This window comes from Chryseobacterium sp. Marseille-Q3244 (assembly GCF_940807095.1).
GTDB lineage: Bacteria > Bacteroidota > Bacteroidia > Flavobacteriales > Weeksellaceae > Chryseobacterium.
The window spans coordinates 226,677-245,523 of sequence record NZ_CALNWX010000003.1 but is presented as its reverse complement, the minus strand read 5'-3'; the positions used below and the strand labels follow the sequence as shown (position 1 = coordinate 245,523).

Genomic DNA, 18,847 nt, shown 5'->3' with positions numbered 1-18,847 from the left:
TCAAATTAACCTTCAGCTTCCTTCTTTCAACTTCCAGCCTCCTTATCCTAAGACCTTGTCTCAGAAATCCCTTTTGTATTCGGTTGAAAATAATTAAATTGCAGTCTAAGTTTTAATTATGCTTACAAAAGAACAAATTGCCAAAAGAATTTCAAAAGAACTGAGAGATCGTTATTATGTAAACCTGGGAATCGGAATTCCGACTTTGGTTGCCAACTATGTTCCGGAGGGTATTTCCGTAGAATTCCAGAGTGAAAACGGAGTTCTTGGGATGGGGCCTTTCCCTTTTGAAGGAGAAGAAGATGCAGATATCATCAATGCCGGAAAACAAACCATTACTATTTTAGAAGGAGGTTCATTCTTTGATTCAGCCTTTAGTTTTGGGATGATCCGCGGTCAGAAAGTAGATCTTACCATCCTTGGAGCGATGGAAGTTTCAGAGAACGGAGATATTGCCAACTGGAAGATTCCTGGAAAAATGGTAAAAGGAATGGGAGGAGCAATGGATTTAGTAGCTTCTGCTGAAAATATTATCGTTGCCATGATGCACGTAAATAAAGCTGGAGAAAGTAAGATCCTTAAAAAATGTACACTTCCTTTGACAGGTGTAAACTGTGTGAAAAAAGTAGTGACTGAATTAGCCGTATTGGAAGTGACTCCAAAAGGGTTCAAACTGCTGGAGAGAGCACCGGGCGTTTCAGTAGAAGATATTATCAAAGCAACAGAAGCAGACCTTATCATTGAAGGTGAAATTCCTGAAATGCAATTCTAAATACAATACAAACCTTGCCCACCGCAAGGTTTTTTATTTCAATTTCCATAATATTCCAGAAATAAAAGAGAATTTGAATCAGGAATTTTTCTGTCATTCTGAATGAAGCAATGCGGAATGAAGAATCTCTTAAAACTACATTTTTATCTCGCAGATTTTGGAGATTACGCAGATTTTTAATCGTCACGAACGCACGAATAAACTTAATTCTATGTGACTATATGGTGAAAAAAATTAAACCATATAGGTTTCACATAGGCTTGTTTTTTAACTGACATAGGAGCTCGGAGCGTTAAAAAAATAATTTCTGTGAACGGTAAGAAAATTTTTAGAGAACAGAATTTATTTTTAGCGTAGAAATCCAAGTCTTGAATTTTTGTTTCAAGACAAAAGAAATTAAAGCATAAAAAAAGGTTGTTTCCTTTGTGAAACAACCTTTTTAGTATTTAGAGTTACCTTCTGTCTATCTGTTAGCATCCTGCGCTCCGAAAACCTTCTGCAAAATGCTTGTAGTTCTCATAGCTGGTGTATTTCTGATTCCGCTTTCCTTATCCGCAACCATTTTGAATACTCCATTGATGGTTTCTGTGGTCACATATTCGTTAAGATCAGTAGTTACAGCTTGTCCTGTAAAGGTGTTGTATTTTGAAATCAAATTCTTCCAAACTGCATCAGCACCCACTTTTCCTAAAGAAGCTTTTACTTTCGGTTGGAAAGCGGTAAATAACTGAGATTGGGTTTTGCCTTGTAAGTAACTTGTTGCGGCATTATTACTTCCTAATAAAATATTTTTAGCATCTGTAATGGTCATAGAAGTAATGGCATTCGTAAAAATAGGTGCCGCTTCTGTTACAGCATCTTCAGCTGCTCTGTTTAATAACTTTACCCCTTCATCCGCCAGACTGCCTAGACCTACAGAACGCAGCGTTGCATCCACCTTTCTTAATTTTTCAGGCATTAAGATTTTTACCGCCTCATTTTTCAGAAAACCGTCTGTTAATGCCAGTTTCTTTACCCCATCTGTGACTCCGATACTTAAAGCTTCCTTTAATCCGGAAGAAATCTGTGTTGAAGTAAGATTTCCAACATTAAGAGGAGATGTTTTAGTTGAAGTAGAAGTGGGAATCGTGGTAGTGGTGTTCGTATTTGTCGTTGTAGCGGTTGTGGAACCTTTGGGAGCCTGTGGATTATTGAGATCAATTCCTGTTTTGTCTTTAACTGTTGATTTTAGAATATCAAGAAGTTGTGCCTGTGTAGAAATTGAAAGGAATAATCCAGCTGCTATAAAAATGCTTTTTCTCATTGTATTTTTTTACAAATTTAGATGTTTAATCTTTTAAGTGACGTAAGCTTATCAAAAAATAAACCACAATTTTTTTTGATTAAAAAAAAGAGATTTTTATTAATGTAAATATTTGATTTTTAAATTTATAGAAAGTTAAATAATTATTGTGTATTAATTGAGTTATTTACGGTGGCAGTAGGTTTTTTAGGTTAGTTTTTATCATTTTTCAGGCAGTTAAATCCTATTTTTCAGGGCTAAAATATAGAATGTGAACCATTTGAAAGTTTTGAAAAATAAGTATATTAGCTAAAACTTTAACCCCATCCAATGGTCCGAACCTTTTTAGTATTTTTTGTGTTGATTTCAAACCTGCTATTTGCTCAAAATAAATTGAATGTTATTCCTTACCCTCAGAAAGTTGAATTTTTAAAAGGAGAATTCATCATTCCTAAAACTTTTAAATTTGAAGACAATACTCCAAAACCGGAAACGGAATACTTCAAAAAACACTTTGCAAAGCTTTTCACTTTTGGTTATGGAAAAAAAGATGGAGCTAATTTGGTAAGGGTATTGTTTCCGCCATCGCTGGTTCCTTTAACTCCTGAGCAGGAAAAAGAAAAATATACCATTGAAGTTTCACCCAGAGGTTTTGCCATTCAGGCCTATACAGATCAAGGCTATTTCCTGGCACTTCAGACTGTCATTCAAATTATTGAACAATATAAAGAAGTAGGAAAAATTCCTGCTATGAAAATAGAGGATCAACCAAAATTTGCATGGCGTGGAATGCATCTTGATGTCTGCCGTCACTTCTTTACAGTAGATGAGGTAAAACAATACATTGACTATCTGGCAATATATAAGCTGAATACTTTTCACTGGCATTTAACCGATGACCAAGGATGGAGAATTGAAATCAAAAAATACCCAAAACTTACACAGGTTGGTTCCAAACGTAAAGAATCAATGATTGGAGCTTATGTGGATAATACATTTGATGGAAAGCCTTATGGTCCCTATTTTTATACTCAGGAACAGATCAAAGATGTGGTGAAATATGCTCAGGAAAGACATATAACAGTAGTTCCGGAGATTGAAATGCCTGGTCATGCTTTAGCTGCCTTATCAGCATATCCGGAATTAGCCTGTACCAAAGGACCTTTTGAAGCTGCTACAAAATGGGGCGTCTTTGATGATGTTTTCTGCCCTAAAGACGAAACATTTAAGTTTCTCGAAAACGTGTTAGATGAGGTTATCAAGTTGTTTCCATCTCAGTATATTCATATCGGAGGAGATGAATGTCCTAAAACAAGATGGAAAGAATGTGCCCATTGCCAGGAATTAATCAAAAAGAATAATTTAAAGGATGAACATGGATTGCAAAGTTATTTCATTCAGAGAATTGAAAAATACATCAACAGTAAAGGACGAAAAATTATAGGTTGGGATGAAATACTGGAAGGTGGGTTGGCTCCTAATGCAGCGGTAATGAGCTGGACAGGTGTACATGGAGGAATTGAAGCTGCAAAATCAAAACATTTTGCTGTGATGACACCGGGAGCATACTGTTATTTTGACCATTATCAGGGAGATCCACAGTCTGAACCTAATGCATTCGGTGGATTTACACCATTGGATAAAGTGTATTCATATAACCCGATTCCTGCTGAGTTAAATGCTGAACAGGCTCAATATATTTTAGGGGTTCAGGCTAATTTGTGGACAGAATATATTCTGGATTTCAAACAGGTGCAGTACATGATTTTTCCAAGGTTGATGGCGCTTTCTGAAGTGGGATGGGGAACTTCAGACCCTAAAAATTATAAAAACTTTGAAAACAGGGTCATCAGCCATTTCAAAATTCTGGACAACATGAATATTAATTATGCTAAAAGTATTTATAATATTTCAGGAAAAGTAATTCCATCAAACAACGGGATTGCCTACGAACTTTCTACTTCACAAAATCCAAACGGTATCAGATATACATTGGACGGAAGTATTCCAACAATACATTCTAAAGTCTATGAAGGTCCTGTTTCCATACCCAACTCTTTGACTGTTAAATCTGCTTATTTTGAAGATGGACAATTGAAAAGTGCTGTTTCTTCACAACCATTTACGGTGTCAAAATCAACAGGTAAATCAATTATCCTTGAGCAGCAGCCTAGTGAAAATTACTCATTCGGTGGAGCTTTTACTCTGTTAGACGGAATTATCGGAAATGTAAAACAATTAGGTAAAACATGGCTGGGTTTCCAGGGAAAAGATGTAGTAGCCACCATTGATTTCGGACAGAAAACCGATTTTTCAGAAATCTATTTTAATACACGGGAAAACAAAGGAAGCTGGATTCATCTTGCAAAGTCTGCTAAAATTTTTGTTTCTGATAACAATAAAGATTTTAAAATCATCAAAGAAATAGGAAAGGAGGAAATTCAAAATGCCAAAGGAAAGATACAATTGAATTTCGGAAAACAACAGGCGAGATACCTGAAAGTGATTATTGAAAATGCTGGCATTATTCCAGCCGGAAATCCTGGGGCTGATTCAAAAGCGTGGCTGTTTGTTGATGAAATTGGCGTAAATTAGCCCTATTCAATATAACAAAATGCAAGATAATATACTTTCTTCTGAATTCTCCTCTTCACCTGATCTGGTAGAAAAACTATACCAGTATGGCATTACCAAAAACTACCGTGAAGGAGACATTATTTTAGACGAAAATGCATCTGTACGTTCTATTCCCATAGTGATGAAAGGAATGCTGAAAGTGATCCGGACGGAAGAAGATGGACGTGAAATTCTGCTATATTATATCAAAGCAGGCGAGAGCTGTATCATGTCTTTCCTGGGCGGAATGCATAATGAAAAAAGCATTGTAAAAGCAGAGATAGAAGAAGAAGCCGAAATCCTTTTCCTTCCTGTAGATAAAGTTTCATCATTCATTAAAGAACATCCCGAATGGCTGGATTATATTTTCAGGCTTTATCATAAACGGTTCGAAGAATTACTCGATATTATCAATGCCATTGCCTTTAAAAAAGTAGATGAAAGACTGTTGAATCTTCTCCGGAAAAAATCTGAGCTTACAGGTTCTGATAGGATTGTAATTACCCATGAACAGCTTGCCAACGAATTGGGAACTGCCAGAGTAGTAGTATCAAGACTTCTGAAACAACTTGAAGATGACGGAAGACTAAAGCTGGGAAGAAACAAAATTACCCTTCTTGTATAACTACAAAAAGCACAAAAGTGTTATAAAAATAAACTTGTGTGTTTAGAACAAACAGATAAATATTAACGGTATCCGTATTCAAAATTCTGTTATGTAACAAAAGTAACTGTAGTTCTCCCCAAACAACTCCATTTTTGCATCAGAATATTGGAGCAAATGGAAATTATAGGGTATGCGGCATCTGTTTTAATCGGTGTCTCTTTAGGTTTAATTGGTGGAGGCGGAAGTATTCTGACCGTTCCTGTACTAGTATATCTTTTCGGAATCGATGCCTTACTGGCTACAGAATACTCTCTTTTTATTGTGGGAGTGAGTAGTGCGGTAGGTTCAATCACGTATTTTAAAAAAGGGCTGGTCAACTTTAGAGTAGCTTTGATATTTGGAATTCCTTCTGTTATTTCCATTTTTTTAACCAGAATTTATCTTCTTCCTCTAATTCCGGAAGAACTTCTCAGTATAAAAGATTGGAGACTAACCAAAAACATTTTTCTACTGTTAATTTTTGCCGTTTTGATGATTCTGGCTTCTTATAAAATGATTAAGAATCAGGCTTCCGGAGAAATGGATGATAATGAATTGAATAAAAATAAAGCTTTGCTGGCTGCCGGCGAAGGAATGTTAGTCGGTATTTTAACCGGACTGCTAGGTGCAGGAGGAGGATTTATGATTATTCCGGCATTGGTGAATCTACTGAAAGTTCCCGTGAAAACAGCAATAGGAACTTCATTGGTTATTATTTCTCTAAATTCTTTGATAGGATTTTTTTCATCCATGAATAACGCAAAAATAGAATGGGATTTCCTTGTTTCCATCGCAGGTATTGCTATTGTTGGAATTATCATTGGCTCACAAATTTCAAAAAATGTTGATGGAAAAAAATTAAAACCTGCTTTTGGATGGTTTATTCTGGTAATGGGTGTTTATATAATCACCAGGGAAATATTTCTTTAAACCTTTCTTATGTAACAAAAGTAGCTGTAGAGGAGAATAGAAACCAGGAAATTTGTATCTGAAAACAAAATCTAAAATAAATAAGATGAAAATAGAACAAATGTATACAGGATGTTTGGCGCAGGGAGCTTATTATATTGCTTCAGCCGGAGAAGCTGCCATTATCGATCCTTTACGCGAAACCCAGCCTTATGTAGAAAGATTAGAAAAAGATGAGGTACAGTTAAAATATATTTTTGAAACCCATTTTCACGCTGATTTCGTTAGTGGACATATTGATTTAAGCAATAAAACAAATGCTCCAATTGTCTATGGGCCTACTGCAAATACCGAATTTGAGGCTATTATTGCCGAAGACAATCAGGTATTTGAAGTTGGAGATGTTAAGATCAAAGTGATTCATACTCCAGGACATACCTTGGAGAGCTCTTGCTATCTGTTGATTGATGAACAAGGAAATGAGAAAGCTCTTTTCAGTGGAGATACCCTTTTTCTAGGTGATGTAGGCCGTCCCGATCTTGCCCAAAAAGCAGCAGATAGGACACCGCAAGAACTGGCAGGGCTACTGTATGATAGTTTATACCATAAAATATTACCTTTAAATGATAATATTACGGTCTATCCGGCTCATGGGGCAGGTTCGGCATGTGGTAAGAATATGCAGAAGGAAACTGTTGATACATTAGGGAACCAAAAAGAAACAAATTATGCGCTTAATCAGATCGATAGAGGAAGTTTTATTCAGGCGGTAACAGACGGGCTCTTCCCGCCACCAGCTTATTTTGGAATGAATGTAATGATGAATAAAAAAGGATCCCATAGCTTTGATGAAGTTTTGTCGAAAGCATTAAAAGCTCTTACCACTCAAAGGTTTGAAGAAGTAGCAGAAGCTTCCGGGGCTTTGATACTGGATGTGAGAAACAATGGTGAATTTTCTAAAGGATTTATCCCGCAATCTGTCAATATAGGATTAGATGGTGATTTTGCTCCATGGGTAGGGGCATTGATTGCAGATGTAAATCAACCTATTCTGTTAGTAACAAAACAGGGAGATGAAGAAGAAGCCGTAACCAGATTAAGCAGGGTGGGATTTGATCATGTTCTGGGTTTTTTACAAGGCGGTTTTGAAGCATGGAAGAATCATGGAAAAGAAACTGATACTGTGAACCGTATTTCTGCTGAAGAGTTTGAAAAAGAAATTGAAGGCAAAGAAGTAAAAATTATTGATGTAAGGAAAGAAAGTGAATATGCAGCCGAACATGTGAATGAAGCTTACAGCAAACCTTTGATGTATATTAATGAATGGATTAATGAGGTTCGGCCAGAGGAGCATTTCTATCTGCATTGTGCCGGAGGATATAGAAGCATGATGGCAGCCAGTATCCTTCAGGCTAGAGGATATAGAAATTTTACAGAAATTGAAGGGGGCTTTAAAGCGATTGCTGCTACTGAAGTTTCCAAAAGTGATTTTTTGTGTCAAACTAAAGTTTTAAAATAAAATAATACAATAGATATGTTGGAGATTATAAAAGAGCCGTGGCCATGGTATATTGCAGGCCCGTTAATTGGGCTTACCGTTCCTGCCTTACTGATAATGGGTAATAAATCCTTTGGGATCAGTTCCTCATTAAGGCATATTTGTGCAGCCTGTATACCGGCTAACGTCAACTTTTTTAAATATGACTGGAAAAAAGAAGCCTGGAACCTGTTTTTTGTACTAGGAATATTCTTCGGAGGAGTGATTGCAGCTAATTTTTTAATGAATCCATCTGAAATGAGTGTTAATCCCGGTCTGAAAACTGAATTGGCACGCTACGGAATTACAGATTATACCAATCTTGTCCCGTCTCAGTTAATGAATTTTGAAAGCCTTTTGACCCTAAGAGGATTCATCATGATGGTAATAGGAGGATTTCTAGTAGGTTTTGGAACCCGATATGCCGGTGGATGTACCAGTGGTCATGCTATTATGGGACTTTCCAATCTGCAATGGCCCTCTTTGGTAGCGACTATTTGCTTTATGATTGGTGGATTTTTAATGGCCAACCTTATTTTACCAATAATCTTATCCCTGTAAGTTTAATTTTTAAGAATCAAATCAATGATAAAAGAACAAGAGCAAAATATGGGTCATCAGGATACTCTTTGCATCAATGAAAGTACATTAAAGCATCCGTGGTATTACCACTTAAAATATTTGGCAGCGGGAATTATATTTGGAATTATTTTCGTGAAGGCTGAAGTCATCAGTTGGTTCAGAATTCAGGAAATGTTCCGCCTGCAATCATTTCATATGTATGGAATTATTGGAAGTGCTGTTTTAGTGGGAATGCTTTCAGTGTGGCTGATTAAGAGATTCAATATCAAAACAATGTACGGAGAACCCATTACATTTACCTCTAAAAAATTCAATAAAGGTCAGATTTATGGAGGATTGATCTTTGGTTTTGGCTGGGCGATTACCGGAGCTTGCCCAGGGCCGCTTTTTGCCCAGATCGGAACAGGAGCCTTGGCAGTATCTGTTACTCTTTTAAGTGCTGTTGCCGGAACCTGGGTGTATGGGTATTTCAGAGATAAACTTCCCCATTAAAGCTAAAGGAATAAAATGAATAAAGACTGGTGATAATATTTCAACAGTCTTTATTGAGTATAAAATTATGAAAATATGAAGTTCTTGGCACCCAGAGCCATATAAAGGTTGATGCGTTCCATTTTGTCCTGAAGCTCAAGATTGATGAGGTTCATTTCATTTTTAAGAAGATCCCGTTGTTTCCGGATCAGGACAAAACTGTTATTGGTTCCTACCTTAATTTGCTTTTGGGTAAGGTTTATATTAGTGTTCAGCTCATTGATGGCTTTTCGGCTGAAATCACTTTGTTTTTCAATAGAGTTCAGATTGGCTAATGATGATTCCACTTCATTTAACGCATTTAGAACTGCTTTTGAATACTCTTCAACAATCTGTTTTTGCTGAGAAGTTTTTATTTCTACATTCTTTTTAAGCTTTCCATTATTGAAAATAGGAGAGACCAATCCACCACCCACTCTTAATAATGGGTTCGAGAATAAAGAGTTGATCGCTTCTACATTACTTCCCGCAGTTCCTAAAGAAGTATTTATATTAAGAGAAGGAAGCCTTGCTGCCTTAGCCTGCTGTACTTCGTAAAAAGATTTTTCTATCTGAAAATGATAAGCCTGAATATCAGATCTGTTTTCCAAAAGCTCCAATGGAAAAGACGAAGGAATGTTGTTTTGTACAGGAGTGAAAAAATTCTGTGTTTCCAGCTTTCCTTCAGGATATTTTCCGGTTAAAAGCTCAAGAGATCTTCTGGACTGTGTATTGGCATTTCTGATTTTTTCAAGATATCCTTCCAAAGAAATAATTTCGGCAGCAATATTAGATAAATCCAACGCATTGGCTGTTCCTACTTTCTTCTGAATAGTATACAGCTTTTCAAGTTCTTTGGTTTTCTGAATATAACCTTCAATCTTATTCTCCTGAATATTCCCTGCAATATTAAGATAATATGCTTTGGCAATCATGGCAGCAATTGACTGGTGTAGGAGTGTATTCTGATGTTTGGCAGAGAAATAATCACTCGTACTGGCCATTTGCGCAGATTTATTTTTACCCCATAAATCAATTTCCCAATTGGCCTTCAATGCAAGACGGCGAATCTGACTTTCGCTCACCAGATTATTAGAGGTATTAGCTACAGCACTCACACTTGGATAAAGATTACTTCCCGCAATTTCCATTGCCAGCTCAATCTGATTGAGTTTTTCTTTAGCAATGATGATGTCAGCATTATATTGCATTCCTTCATTGATAAAAGTTTCCAGCTGAGGAGTCTTAAGATCTGTAATCCAGTCATAAGAAAGTGATCTTATGTTGGCATTTCGGTCAAAAATCCAGTCATCCGGAATCGTAATAGGAGACGCTATTTCACTATTTTTCTTCAACTGGGCAATATTTTCTTTGGTAGGTTCTTTGTAGCCAATGCATGAACTAAGTCCCAAAGAAAGCATTCCCAGTATCATTAATCTTTTATACATATTAGTGAAGTTTAAGGATCAGGAAGTTGATTTTACTGTTGATTCGTACCATTACTTTTCGGATAAGATGTAAAGGTTTGATATGATCCGAATAGATCACCGCAGTTCCTCTGGCGCCCACAGTCAATTGTTTTTGATGGTCTTCCAGTATAAATTTAGCAATCAGTTTTCCGTCTGTTTCCGGCAGTTGTCTGGCAGTATCAGGAAGACCTGCAGTAGAGCCATTTCCACCCAGCATTCCTCCGGCATTATTCATAATTCCTTGGCTGGTAGCATCAATGACGTATTCTAGTTTGGCTTTAACCACCTTTCCCGGTTCCGTTTTAAGAGCCAGCTCTACTTCATCACCGTTTTTTACCGCTTCAAGTTCATTCTGTGCAAAGAATCCGATAACAGATTGTTGTTTCTGGATCAAAACAAAAGCAGATTTAAATGGAGCCATAATCGCTCCTTCATTAAGCTGAACATTCGGGATGATTCCATCTGTAGGAGCTAAAACAACAGTTTGAGACAGATTCCATTTTGCCTGATCCAGTTTTGCCTGAATCTCAGATACTGAAGAGTTTTCTCCATTGTAAGAAGCATTAGATTTTGTTTCCAAAGATTGTTGTTGTGCTTGAGCTGCACTGATTCGCGACTGAAGATCATTTACATTGGTTATTGCCTGTTCCAGATCAAATCTGTTAGCAGCACCTGCATCCACAAGTTCCTTATATTGATTCACTCTCTTATTAGCTAAATCCAACTGTGATTGTAATCCTGCAATATTTTTTTGGGAAGCAGAAATATCTGTATTGTAAGAGCTCACAGTAGCCTTCATATTGCTGAGTTTCGCTTCCAGCGATTTAATTTCCTGTACATAAGGCACTCTGTCTAATACAAATAAAGTATCCCCTTTCTTTACTTCCTGATTGGTTTTTACGTACACCTTTTTTACCTTTCCCAGCACCTGAGTAGTAATATCAACACTTCTGTTCCCGACCTTCACGTCAGAAGTAATGGGACAATAGTAGTTGAGGCTTAATATTAAAGCGATAGATCCAAAAATGGGAAGAGAGTATACCACAACCTGAGTGGTAAATGTCCAGGGAATTAATTTTAACTTTTTAATGAGAAGCCAGCAGATTCCGGCATATATCGCAATGAGTAATTCTAGCATGTTGGTTAATTTTCAATTGTGTTAATTTCTTCAGGTTCGGTAGTCTCCGAATCTTTTTTTTGTTCATTCTGATTGGTGTAATCATAATTCGCCCAGATTAAGGCAATCGGCCATAAAAGGCCTCCAAAAACAAGGGAAAGGAGGCACATACTTTTTATGGCGTTGAGCTGAGGATGATTCTTTTTTTCGGCTACTTTCTCCGGATAAATGTGAACTTTCCAGAAAAGGTAGATCCCGGCAAAAGGTAAAACAAGTAAGATGAGCCAGGATGCACCATCAGCTATATGGTCTTCTATGCCGCCTGTAGATGCCTGAACAAAATTGCATGAAAGTAACAGGCAGAGAAGTATGGATATTCTTTGCATAATATAATTGTATAAGGTAGAATGAAATGTAAAATAAGATGGTAACCGAAACATTAATCAATGCCAGTTGGCTAACTTAAAGTCCTAATAATATTTCTATAATAGATAGTGTTTTGTAAATGATATTTTTCTCATTTTTGCTTTTAATAATTTGTGTAACAGTATTTTGAGTAAGCAAAAATAGATCGAATAAAGTGAGAAAAAGTATTCCTAAGTTATTTTTTTCTTTCGTTCCTTTTTTTATGAACCCTTGCAGTCATCCTTGAAAGCGAATTGGGAGTGATGCCCAGAAAATTAGCAATATACTTTCTATTGGCGTTTTGAGAAGTGAAAGGACGGGTTTCCAGAAAGTCTTCATATCGTGAATGAGGAGAGGTGGAGCAAAGCTGCTCGGTGCGTACCTTTAAAGTGTTAATGATCTGTTTTAAAGATTTCAGATACGCGTTATAAATTCCTCTGTGCTGGAATGCCAATTCTTCAAATTCAGTTTTGTTAAATAAAAAGATCTGAGATTCTATAACAGCTTCAATCGTATATTTTCTTTCACTTTTTTCCGAAAATGATTCCGGACTCTCCATAATGGCAGCTTCTTTTTCTGAAGGTAAAAAAAGATTAGTTTCAATACCATTTTCATCATCAAAGAAAAATCTCAGTAATCCGTTGGAAAGAATAAATAACTGATTAAAAGACTGTCCCGGTTCTGCCAGTATTTCTTTTTTTCGAAGAAGTTTGGGCGTACTGATGCTTACCAAAACATTAATTTCCTCATCAGATAAATCCTGAAAGAAAATAATATTCCTGAAAGTTTTAAACGCATCCATTACAGCAGTAAAGATAGCTAAAAATAGTATATCAATATTCGTTAAGCGAGACTAAGGATTTCAGAGAAGTTTTTTTTAGATTTGTTAATACTATAATTTTGATATACAATGAATAATAACCGAAGAAGTTTTATCAAAAAACTGGGAATCGCTACAGCAGCACTGGCTGTAAATCCATTGGATCTAATGGCGAAAGAATTACCTGAAAACAATACCGTTGCCAATAAACCTATCGTTCTTTCAACCTGGAATTTTGGGATCAAAGCCAATGAAGAAGCCTGGACAATCCTTGGAAAAGGAGGAAAAGCTCTGGATGCGGTTGAAAAAGGAGTCCGACTGGTAGAATTAGATCCTAAAGAAAGAAGTGTTGGGTATGGTGGACGCCCAGACAGAGATGGCAGGGTAACATTGGATGCCTGTATCATGGATGATAATTACAATATCGGTTCAGTGGCTTGTCTGGAACATATTAAAAATCCTATTTCCGTAGCAAGAGGGGTAATGGAAAAGACACCTCACGTCATGTTGGTAGGAGACGGAGCATTACAATTTGCCCTTTCACAGGGCTTCAAAAAAGAAAACCTTCTTACGGAAGAATCCGAAAAAGAATGGAAAGAATGGTTGAAAACAAGTAAATATAAACCTATTGCTAATATTGAAAATCATGATACCATAGGAATGATTGCTCTTGATGCGCAAGGAAACCTTTCAGGAGCTTGTACAACCAGTGGAATGGCTTTCAAAATGCATGGAAGAGTAGGAGATTCCCCTATTATCGGAGCCGGGTTATTTGTAGATAATGAAGTGGGAGCTGCAACAGCAACCGGACATGGGGAAGAAGTGATCAGAACAGTAGGAACACATCTTGTGGTAGAATTGATGAGACAGGGAAGAAGTCCACAACAGGCTTGTAAAGAAGCGGTAGATAGAATTGTAAAGATCAACCAGAGAAGAAATAAAAACCTTAAAGATATTCAGGTAGGCTTTATCGCCATCAATAAAAAAGGAGAATATGGTGCCTATTGCATCCAGGATGGATTTAATTTCGCAGTATATGACCAGAAAGGTAATCGCCTGGAAACACCTGAGTTTGCAGTGAAATAATACACAATTTTTCTTTAGCCACGAATGCACTAATGAATTATTCTTGTATTCATGGTTAAGAAAGCAGGAAATCTTTAATTTACCTGTATCTGCATATAAACCAATACATATAAACTAAATATAAGCGGCATTGCCAAAAAATAGACCAATAGAATATGAAAAGAACGATCATTGCTTCATTATTTTTAATAATAGGATGTAAAGAAGAAAAGAAAGAAGTAATTGCAACCCAACCAGAACCTGAAGTGAAAGAAAAAGTGGTACTGCATACGAAGGCTCAAACTAATGAAGCAGAAGAAGCGAAAAAATGGCTGGAAAAAAGTATTGAAGAGTACTTTAAGTCAGATCTTGGTAACCTGGATAAGAATATGCAGAAAATAACCACCAAAGAGTATTACGATTATAAAGGTGATGCGATGAGTGTTGATATGGATGTAGATGGAAGTCTTACAGAAAAAGAATTCAATGACAAATGGAAAGGGAAGTTCGATACTAAAAAAGCGGGCATAGGAGTTGGATTCTTAATCGCCGGCCAGGATTGGGATAAAGTACAGGTAACAAAATGCCAGTTGATCTCTGAAAATGATAACAGCTATTTGTTTGATGTTGTTCTTAATGATAAAGCATTAAAAGCTATATATCCTGTGAAAGTTAAAGTTAGAAAAGATAAGGATTCTTTTTTGATAGCCGATGTACTGCAAGATATTCCCGAATTTAATTAAAAGATAAAAAAGACGATGTCAAAAATAGAAATAGCATGTTTTAATCCTGAATCAGCAATGATTGCTTTTGAAAATGGAGCTGATAGAATAGAACTTTGTTCAGGATTAAGTGAAGGAGGAACAACTCCCGATTTTGAATCTACAAAAAAATTAAGAGAGAAAATAAATATACCAATCTTTGTGATGATCCGCCCCAGAGGAGGTGATTTTACTTATTCGGATACTGAATTTGAGCAGATGAAGACCGACTTAACCGCATTGAAATCATTGAATATTGATGGTTTCGTATTCGGTATTCTGGATGAAAATGATGAGGTGAATAAGGCACAGAATAAAGCTTTGATTGAATTGGCTTCACCACTTCCTTGTACATTCCATCGGGCCTTCGACAGAGCAAAAGGCTTGGAAGAATCTTTGGAAAAAGTCATTGAATGTGGTTTTACAACCATTCTCACATCAGGGCAGAAGCCTAATGTTTCAGAAGGAAAAGAAAACCTGAAAAAATTAGTTACCCTTTCCAATGGAAGAATTGAAATTCTTGTAGGCGGTGGTCTTCGTTCCTCAAATATTGAGGAGATAAGACAAGCTACAAAAGCCGGTTACTTCCACTCTTCAGCGATTACTGATGGAGGATCTTTTGCTAATCCTGATGAGGTGATTGCTTTGAAGAATAAATAATCACTAAATATCCAATTTGTCATTCTGAGCATAGCGAAGAATCTCAATAATACTGGAGATTCCTCGTTCCTCGGAATGACAAAACTACTGTTTGTCTTTAATACAAAACAAAATCATTGATGCGTAAAACTTTACTTTTTGCTTTCCTTTTTATTCAGAATATTCTTTTTGCTCAGTACTCGGAAAGGAGCCTGTCCTCTGAAAACTGGCAGTTCAAAAATTCAAAAGATAAAAACTGGTTTCCGGCTAAGGTTCCAGGAACTGTTCATCTAGATCTGATGGCGAATAAGCTTATTCCGGATCCTTTCAAGGATGAAAATGAAAAGAAGGTTCAATGGGTAGAAAATGAAGATTGGGATTATCAGACTAATTTTGATATATCATTCAAGGAATTTGATTACGACAATATTGATCTTGTTTTTAACGGATTAGATACATTTTCTGACATTTATCTTAATGGAAAACTACTGAAGAAAACAGATAATATGTTCAGGATTTGGGAGATTCCAGTGAAAGAATATTTGAAGCAGGGAACAAATTTGTTACAGGTAAAGTTTAAATCTGCGGTCAATGAAGGAAAAGAACGGGCAAAAAAGGTTCCGTTTACCATGCCGGAATCGCCACGAAGCTTTGTAAGAAAAGCACAATATCAGTTTGGCTGGGATTGGGGTCCAAGATTAGTAACAGCAGGAATCTGGAAGGATGTAAAACTGGAGTTTTGGAGAAACGCAAAGGTTAATCATATTCAGGTTGAGCAAAAGTCACTTACTGATTCATTGGCTCAGGTATCATTTAATATGAACATTTTCGCTGAAGAAGAGGGGGAGTACTTTACATGGTTTAACTTAAATAGAGGAATGCATAAATTTCATCTTAATAAAGGTTTTAATACAATTAGACTTCCTTATAATATCAAAAATCCGAAGAGATGGGAGCCTAATGGAAGAGGAAAGCCTACTGTATATACTACAAAGATTTCCTTATACAAGAAAGGAGGCCGAATTATTAGAGATATCAATGTTACGTATGGTTTGAGAGATATTGAACTTATTCAGGAGAAAGATGAAAAGGGCAAATCTTTTTATTTTAAAGTTAATGGAAACCCATTATATATCAAAGGAACAAACTGGATACCTGCAGATAGTTTCTCTCCAAGGATTACGAAGGAAAAATATCAAAAATTAATTAAGGCTGCCAAAGAAGCCAATATGAATATGATCCGGATCTGGGGTGGTGGGATCTATGAAGATGAAGAATTCTACAAAGCTTGTGATGAAAACGGAATTTTGGTGTGGCAGGATTTTATGTTTGCAGGAAGTTTTTATCCGGCAGATAATGAATTTCTGGAGAATGTAAAAGAAGAAGTGAAAGATCAGGTCAATAGACTGCAAAATCATCCGTCCGTTGCCTTATGGTGTGGAAATAATGAAATTGATGAAGCGATTGTCAATTGGGGATATCAGAAACAGTTTAACTATTCAAAAGCAGATTCTTTGCAGGTCTGGAAAGATTATAAAAAGCTGTTTCATGAAGTTATTCCTAATACATTGAAACAAAGCCTTACACCGGATAAAAATCTGTATTGGCCAAGCTCACCATCTATCGGCTGGGGACATAAAGAAAGCCTTACAGAAGGAGACTCTCATTATTGGGGTGTTTGGTGGGGTGAACAGCCTTTCGAAATGTATAATGAAAAAGTAGGACGTTTCATGTCTGAATATGGCTTTCAGGGAATGCCAACTTTAGCTACCACAAAGTCAATGTTTTCAGGAGTTGCTGATCTTGACTTAAAAAATCCCACTATTAAATCCCATGAAAAACATGCAAGAGGCTGGGAGATCATTAATAAATATATGGAACGGGACTATGCAATACCCACAGGTTTTGTGAAGTATAATTATGTATCCCAACTGCTACAGGCGAGAGGAATGCAGATTGCGATAGAAGCACACCGTAGGGCAAAACCTTATAATATGGGAACATTGTACTGGCAGCTTAATGACTGCTGGCCGGTAGTTTCATGGTCGTCCATTGATTATTTAGGAAATTGGAAGGCTTTTCACTATCAGACAAAAAGAAGTTTTGAGCCTGTACTGATTTCTGTTGCTGAAAATAGTAAAGCTTATGAAATCTATCTGATTAGTGATGTATTGAAAGAGATAAAAGCTGATATAAAATTTGAGCTCATTGATTTTGAAGGAAAACAGCTATGGAAATCTAATATTAATAAAGAGCTGAAGGCTGATGTGAGTGAGAAAATTTTAAATATCAACAAAGCTGATCTGGCAAAATTTGATGTATCGAAAGCTATTTTGAAAATAAGTTTAGATAGTGAAGATGTGAAATTTGAAAAGCTTTTCTTTCCTGCTAAACCTAAAGATTTGAAACTCTCAAAACCTAATATTACCATTAAAAAAATATCGCCAACAGAAATTGAAGTATCAACAGATGTTTTGGCAAAGGATGTATACCTGATCGGAGATACTCATTTCAGTGATAACTTCTTTGATCTGTTACCTGGGACATCAAAAAGAATTACCCTTTCGAAATCTTTGGATAAGGTTGAGGTGATGAGTTTGTTTGAAATTTTTGAAAATTAGTGAAGAAGTTATTTAACAGTACCAAAACGTTATAGGTTTCAAAAACCTATAACGTTTAGAAAAACTTAGCTATTTATCTAATTAATGTTGTTTTCAATCGAAATCTTACTCAAAAAAATATAAATTTTCCTATTCCCAACTCAGAAATCAGCCGTAACTTTGCAGCATATTTCTTTATAGTTATGGTAAATTTTGTTCTGATTGCAGTGTGCATTATTGCAGGAATGATATTCAAAGCAACAAAATCTATCCACCCGGATGCCCACAAGGGGATCAATACCTGGATTCTTTATCTTGCTCTACCGGCAGTTTCATTCAAATACCTGCCGAAAGTACAATGGACAACGGAAATGCTTTTTCCGATTGCAGCCACTTTCTTAGTGTCTGTATTTTGTTTCTTTTATGTAATGTTTTACAGTAAAAGTAGAGGATATTCAAGGCGGTCAAGAAGCACGTTGGAGTTGGCAAGCGGTTACAGCAATACCTCTTTCATCGGATTTCCTTTGATCAGTGCTTTTTATGGTGAAGGTCTTTTGAGTATTGCGATTATTTGCGACCAAACGATGTTTTTTGCCCTTTCAACGTTGGGAATTATTGCGGCCGTGAAAGGAGGAAGTAAGTCCGGAAGAGTAAGCGCCGTATTTATTCTGAAGCGTCTGATTACATTTCCACCATTGATTGGTTGTATTTCTGCTTTGGTACTGTCTCAATTTATAGATTTAACCGTCGCAGAACCTCTTTTTGATAAATTAGCCGCTACTGTAAGCCCGCTAGCTCTGTTCTCAGTTGGATTACAATTGAAATTTAATGGCTGGAAAAAGCTTATTCCTCAGATGTCAGCTTCCATGTTATATAAATTAATTCTGGCACCTGTAATTGTATTGGGAATGGCTTTATTGTTAGGAATAAAAGGAGATGTCGCAAAAATTACCATATTCGAAGCAGCCATGCCAACATTAGTGACTTCAAGTATTATTGCAGAACAGTTCAGGCTGAATACAAAGCTAACCAACCTGATTATCGGAGTCAGTATTATTGTAGGGTTTTTTACCTCTGCAATGTGGTATGAGATAATAGATATTATATTCTAAATATA

At 36.4% G+C, this 18,847-nt stretch carries 17 protein-coding genes; 12 read left to right on the top strand and 5 right to left on the bottom strand.

Annotated features, from left to right (window positions below; genetic code table 11):
* Window positions 1-118 precede the first annotated feature (118 nt).
* Complete coding sequence (locus NBX25_RS06975) at window positions 119-772, top strand: CoA transferase subunit B (protein ID WP_045494942.1); 654 nt, start codon at window positions 119-121, stop codon at window positions 770-772.
* A gap of 463 nt (window positions 773-1,235) precedes the next feature.
* On the opposite strand, the gene NBX25_RS06970 is transcribed toward NBX25_RS06975, so the two are convergent.
* Window positions 1,236-2,075, bottom strand: a complete 840-nt coding sequence (locus tag NBX25_RS06970; RefSeq protein WP_250253263.1) for a DUF4197 domain-containing protein — start codon at window positions 2,073-2,075, stop codon at window positions 1,236-1,238.
* A gap of 309 nt (window positions 2,076-2,384) precedes the next feature.
* Between NBX25_RS06970 and NBX25_RS06965 the strand changes: the two genes are divergently transcribed.
* The 6 genes from NBX25_RS06965 (at window position 2,385) to NBX25_RS06940 (ending at window position 8,836) form a co-directional block, all read left to right on the top strand.
* Entirely contained in the window at window positions 2,385-4,649 is a 2,265-nt protein-coding gene (locus NBX25_RS06965) for a family 20 glycosylhydrolase (RefSeq protein WP_250253262.1), read from the top strand.
* A gap of 19 nt (window positions 4,650-4,668) precedes the next feature.
* Complete coding sequence (locus tag NBX25_RS06960) at window positions 4,669-5,295, top strand: Crp/Fnr family transcriptional regulator (RefSeq protein ID WP_123908387.1); 627 nt, start codon at window positions 4,669-4,671, stop codon at window positions 5,293-5,295.
* Window positions 5,296-5,451: 156 nt separating this feature from the next.
* Window positions 5,452-6,246, top strand: a complete 795-nt coding sequence (locus NBX25_RS06955) for a sulfite exporter TauE/SafE family protein (protein ID WP_123908386.1) — start codon at window positions 5,452-5,454, stop codon at window positions 6,244-6,246.
* Between the two features lie 85 nt (window positions 6,247-6,331).
* Entirely contained in the window at window positions 6,332-7,744 is a 1,413-nt protein-coding gene (locus NBX25_RS06950; protein WP_250253261.1) for an MBL fold metallo-hydrolase, read from the top strand.
* Window positions 7,745-7,759: 15 nt separating this feature from the next.
* Complete coding sequence (locus tag NBX25_RS06945) at window positions 7,760-8,323, top strand: YeeE/YedE family protein (protein ID WP_250253260.1); 564 nt, start codon at window positions 7,760-7,762, stop codon at window positions 8,321-8,323.
* A 24-nt stretch (window positions 8,324-8,347) separates the two neighbouring features.
* Window positions 8,348-8,836, top strand: a complete 489-nt coding sequence (locus NBX25_RS06940; protein WP_250253259.1) for a YeeE/YedE family protein — start codon at window positions 8,348-8,350, stop codon at window positions 8,834-8,836.
* A 65-nt stretch (window positions 8,837-8,901) separates the two neighbouring features.
* Here the strand turns inward: NBX25_RS06940 and NBX25_RS06935 are convergent, their stop codons facing one another.
* The 4 genes from NBX25_RS06935 to NBX25_RS06920 form a co-directional block, all read right to left on the bottom strand.
* Window positions 8,902-10,302 carry a TolC family protein gene (locus NBX25_RS06935; RefSeq protein ID WP_250253258.1) on the bottom strand — a complete coding sequence of 467 codons (1,401 nt, stop codon included), beginning with the start codon at window positions 10,300-10,302 and terminating at the stop codon, window positions 8,902-8,904.
* Between the two features lies 1 nt (window position 10,303).
* Window positions 10,304-11,461: an HlyD family secretion protein gene (locus NBX25_RS06930; protein ID WP_250253257.1), complete on the bottom strand. Its 1,158-nt coding sequence runs from the start codon at window positions 11,459-11,461 to the stop codon at window positions 10,304-10,306.
* 5 nt (window positions 11,462-11,466) lie between these two features.
* Window positions 11,467-11,826 carry a DUF3302 domain-containing protein gene (locus tag NBX25_RS06925; protein WP_123908380.1) on the bottom strand — a complete coding sequence of 120 codons (360 nt, stop codon included), beginning with the start codon at window positions 11,824-11,826 and terminating at the stop codon, window positions 11,467-11,469.
* A 215-nt stretch (window positions 11,827-12,041) separates the two neighbouring features.
* The gene (locus tag NBX25_RS06920) at window positions 12,042-12,647 is read right to left on the bottom strand and encodes a Crp/Fnr family transcriptional regulator (protein ID WP_123908379.1); all 606 of its coding nucleotides are present in this window, start codon (window positions 12,645-12,647) and stop codon (window positions 12,042-12,044) included.
* Window positions 12,648-12,755: 108 nt separating this feature from the next.
* Between NBX25_RS06920 and NBX25_RS06915 the strand changes: the two genes are divergently transcribed.
* The 5 genes from NBX25_RS06915 to NBX25_RS06895 all read left to right on the top strand — a co-directional run bounded on the left by NBX25_RS06915 (window position 12,756) and on the right by NBX25_RS06895 (window position 18,842).
* A complete protein-coding gene (locus NBX25_RS06915) occupies window positions 12,756-13,751 on the top strand; it encodes an isoaspartyl peptidase/L-asparaginase family protein (RefSeq protein WP_123908378.1) in 996 nt (331 codons plus the stop codon).
* Between the two features lie 155 nt (window positions 13,752-13,906).
* Entirely contained in the window at window positions 13,907-14,473 is a 567-nt protein-coding gene (locus tag NBX25_RS06910) for a hypothetical protein (protein ID WP_250253256.1), read from the top strand.
* A 15-nt stretch (window positions 14,474-14,488) separates the two neighbouring features.
* Window positions 14,489-15,151, top strand: a complete 663-nt coding sequence (locus NBX25_RS06905; RefSeq protein WP_250253255.1) for a copper homeostasis protein CutC — start codon at window positions 14,489-14,491, stop codon at window positions 15,149-15,151.
* Between the two features lie 119 nt (window positions 15,152-15,270).
* On the top strand, window positions 15,271-17,751 hold the full coding sequence (locus tag NBX25_RS06900) for a beta-mannosidase (RefSeq protein ID WP_250253254.1): 2,481 nt from the start codon (window positions 15,271-15,273) through the stop codon (window positions 17,749-17,751).
* 182 nt (window positions 17,752-17,933) lie between these two features.
* Window positions 17,934-18,842, top strand: coding sequence for an AEC family transporter (locus NBX25_RS06895; protein WP_250253253.1), 909 nt, complete (start codon window positions 17,934-17,936; stop codon window positions 18,840-18,842).
* The last annotated feature ends 5 nt before the right edge of the window (window positions 18,843-18,847 follow it).

Bases quoted from the DNA above. Each gene is read 5' to 3' on its own strand.
- NBX25_RS06975 (WP_045494942.1), top strand. From the start codon at position 119: ATGCTTACAAAAGAACAAATTGCCAAAAGAATTTCAAAAGAACTGAGA.
- NBX25_RS06970 (WP_250253263.1), bottom strand. From the start codon at position 2,075: ATGAGAAAAAGCATTTTTATAGCAGCTGGATTATTCCTTTCAATTTCT.
- NBX25_RS06965 (WP_250253262.1), top strand. From the start codon at position 2,385: ATGGTCCGAACCTTTTTAGTATTTTTTGTGTTGATTTCAAACCTGCTA.
- NBX25_RS06960 (WP_123908387.1), top strand. From the start codon at position 4,669: ATGCAAGATAATATACTTTCTTCTGAATTCTCCTCTTCACCTGATCTG.
- NBX25_RS06955 (WP_123908386.1), top strand. From the start codon at position 5,452: ATGGAAATTATAGGGTATGCGGCATCTGTTTTAATCGGTGTCTCTTTA.
- NBX25_RS06950 (WP_250253261.1), top strand. From the start codon at position 6,332: ATGAAAATAGAACAAATGTATACAGGATGTTTGGCGCAGGGAGCTTAT.
- NBX25_RS06945 (WP_250253260.1), top strand. From the start codon at position 7,760: ATGTTGGAGATTATAAAAGAGCCGTGGCCATGGTATATTGCAGGCCCG.
- NBX25_RS06940 (WP_250253259.1), top strand. From the start codon at position 8,348: ATGATAAAAGAACAAGAGCAAAATATGGGTCATCAGGATACTCTTTGC.
- NBX25_RS06935 (WP_250253258.1), bottom strand. From the start codon at position 10,302: ATGTATAAAAGATTAATGATACTGGGAATGCTTTCTTTGGGACTTAGT.
- NBX25_RS06930 (WP_250253257.1), bottom strand. From the start codon at position 11,461: ATGCTAGAATTACTCATTGCGATATATGCCGGAATCTGCTGGCTTCTC.
- NBX25_RS06925 (WP_123908380.1), bottom strand. From the start codon at position 11,826: ATGCAAAGAATATCCATACTTCTCTGCCTGTTACTTTCATGCAATTTT.
- NBX25_RS06920 (WP_123908379.1), bottom strand. From the start codon at position 12,647: ATGGATGCGTTTAAAACTTTCAGGAATATTATTTTCTTTCAGGATTTA.
- NBX25_RS06915 (WP_123908378.1), top strand. From the start codon at position 12,756: ATGAATAATAACCGAAGAAGTTTTATCAAAAAACTGGGAATCGCTACA.
- NBX25_RS06910 (WP_250253256.1), top strand. From the start codon at position 13,907: ATGAAAAGAACGATCATTGCTTCATTATTTTTAATAATAGGATGTAAA.
- NBX25_RS06905 (WP_250253255.1), top strand. From the start codon at position 14,489: ATGTCAAAAATAGAAATAGCATGTTTTAATCCTGAATCAGCAATGATT.
- NBX25_RS06900 (WP_250253254.1), top strand. From the start codon at position 15,271: ATGCGTAAAACTTTACTTTTTGCTTTCCTTTTTATTCAGAATATTCTT.
- NBX25_RS06895 (WP_250253253.1), top strand. From the start codon at position 17,934: ATGGTAAATTTTGTTCTGATTGCAGTGTGCATTATTGCAGGAATGATA.